This is a genomic window from Desulfovibrio desulfuricans DSM 642, from assembly GCF_000420465.1.
GTDB classification, from domain to species: Bacteria; Desulfobacterota; Desulfovibrionia; order Desulfovibrionales; family Desulfovibrionaceae; genus Desulfovibrio; species Desulfovibrio desulfuricans.
Genome location: NZ_ATUZ01000009.1, coordinates 1 through 2,500, shown reverse-complemented (window position 1 = coordinate 2,500; position 2,500 = coordinate 1). Strand labels below are relative to the sequence as shown.

Here is a 2,500-nt window from a genome sequence, read left to right as displayed (position 1 = left end):
GTGGATAGGGGTGAAAGGCCAATCAAACCCGGTGATAGCTGGTTCTCCCCGAAATATATTGAGGTATAGCCTCATGGATTGTCTACCGGAGGTAAAGCACTGACAGAGCTAGGGGTCCTACCAGATTACCAAACTCTTTCAAACTCAGAATGCCGGTCAGATGTACCATGGGAGTCAGACAGTGGGTGCTAAGGTCCATTGTCGAGAGGGTAAGAGCCCAGATCAACAGCTAAGGTCTCCAAATCTATGCTCAGTGGTTAAGGTGGTGACGTTGTAGAGACACCCAGGACGTTGGCTTAGAAGCAGCCATCGTTTAAAGAAAGCGTAATAGCTCACTGGTCTAATGACGTTGCGCCGAAAATGTAACGGGGCTAAGCATAGTACCGAAGCTTTGAATTCCACGTATGTGGTCTGGTAGGGGAGCGTTCTTCACGGGCAGAAGGTGTGTTGTAAAGCATGCTGGACTGTGGAGAAGTGATTATGCTGACATGAGTAACGATAAAACGGGTGAAAAACCCGTTCGCCGTAAACCCAAGGTTTCCTGGGTAAAGGTAATCTTCCCAGGGTTAGTCGGTCCCTAAGGTGAGGCTGAAAGGCGTAGCTGATGGGAAACGAGTTAATATTCTCGTACTTGTACATCTGTGCGATGGAGGGACGCAGAAAGGTAGACAGGCCGGGTGTTGGTTGTCCCGGTGCAAGCAGGTAGACGTGTGGTACAGGCAAATCCGTACCGCTCTACGTCGAGACGCGAGTCCGTGACCGTAAGGTCTGAAGCTGTTGAGCCTATACTGCCTAGAAAATCTTCTAAGTTTAGGATGTGCAAACCGTACCGCAAACCAACTCAGGTGGGTGGGATGAATAATCCAAGGCGCTCGAGAGAACTCTGGCCAAGGAACTCGGCAAAATAACCCCGTACCTTCGGAAGAAGGGGTGCTCCTCCGGGTGAAGTTAATTCACTTAACGAGCCTGAGGGAGCCGCAGAGAAATGGTGGTGGCGACTGTTTACTAAAAACATAGGTCTGTGCGAAGTCCTAAAGACGACGTATACGGACTGACGCCTGCCCGGTGCCGGAAGGTTAAAAGGAGAGGTCAGCGCAAGCAAAGCTTCGAATTGAAGCCCCGGTAAACGGCGGCCGTAACTATAACGGTCCTAAGGTAGCGAAATTCCTTGTCGGGTAAGTTCCGACCTGCACGAATGGCGTAACGATCTCCACACTGTCTCGGCCAGAGACTCGGTGAAATTGAAGTCGCGGTGAAAATGCCGTGTACCCGCAGAAAGACGGAAAGACCCTGTGCACCTTTACTATAGCTTGACATTGGGATTTGGAACTGCATGTGTAGGATAGGTGGGAGACTGTGAACTCTGTACGCTAGTATGGGGGGAGTCATTGTTGAAATACCACCCTTGTTTTTTCAGGTCCCTAACCCTCGACCGTTATCCGGTGAGGGAACAGTGTCTGGTGGGTAGTTTGACTGGGGCGGTCGCCTCCTAAAGAGTAACGGAGGCATGCAAAGGTTCCCTCAGGCTGATTGGAAACCAGCCGTCGAGTGCAAACGCATAAGGGAGCTTGACTGCAAGAGAGACATCTCGAGCAGGTACGAAAGTAGGTGTTAGTGATCCGGTGATCCCGAATGGAAGGGTCATCGCTCATTGGATAAAAGGTACGCCGGGGATAACAGGCTGATCGCATCCAAGAGTTCACATCGACGATGCGGTTTGGCACCTCGATGTCGGCTCATCACATCCTGGGGCTGAAGCAGGTCCCAAGGGTACGGCTGTTCGCCGTTTAAAGTGGTACGCGAGCTGGGTTTAAAACGTCGTGAGACAGTTTGGTCCCTATCTTCTGTGGGCGCTGGAGAATTGAAAGGGCCTGTCCCTAGTACGAGAGGACCGGGATGGACGCACCCCTGGTGGACCTGTTGTCGTGCCAACGGCACAGCAGGGTAGCTATGTGCGGAAGGGATAACCGCTGAAAGCATCTAAGCGGGAAGCCTGCCTTAAGATAAGTTCTCCCTGGAGCAATCCCTAAAGGGCCGAGGTAGACTACCTCGTTGATAGGCTGGAGGTGGAAGCGCCGCGAGGTGTGGAGCTGACCAGTACTAATAGCCCGTGAGGCTTGTGTTTGAAAAAAATCCTTCCGTCCCTGTCAATTAATATTTTGACAAATTTCGTTGATAGCCATGGAGGAGAGGGTACACCCGATCCCATTCCGAACTCGGAAGTTAAGCTCTCCATCGCCGATGATACTGCATAACGTCATGTGGGAAAGTAGGCCGCTGTCAACGATTGCTCCAAAGCCCCTTGCTGCTCAAAGCGCAAGGGGCTTTGTCTTTTCCTCCTTCTACTACCCCCTCCCTTCCGTTCTTTTTTCCCCCTCGATTTTTATCGTTCCTCTCTGGTAGCGCGTCCAGAGCCCGTCAGCCGCATTTACGCAAACCCGACTTTTTGGGCCTGCCTGCGTCAAAATTAGTTTTTTAATGCTCACGTACTTGAAGTACG

At 51.6% G+C, this 2,500-nt stretch carries 2 rRNA genes (1 of these 2 cut by a window edge); both read left to right on the top strand.

Annotation, left to right across the window (positions count from 1 at the left end):
• Positions 1-2,125 (top strand): 23S ribosomal RNA (locus tag G449_RS0101505) (it extends 809 nt beyond the left edge of the window).
• A gap of 46 nt (positions 2,126-2,171) precedes the next feature.
• A 5S ribosomal RNA gene (rrf, locus tag G449_RS0101500) occupies positions 2,172-2,286 on the top strand.
• Positions 2,287-2,500: the final 214 nt, after the last annotated feature.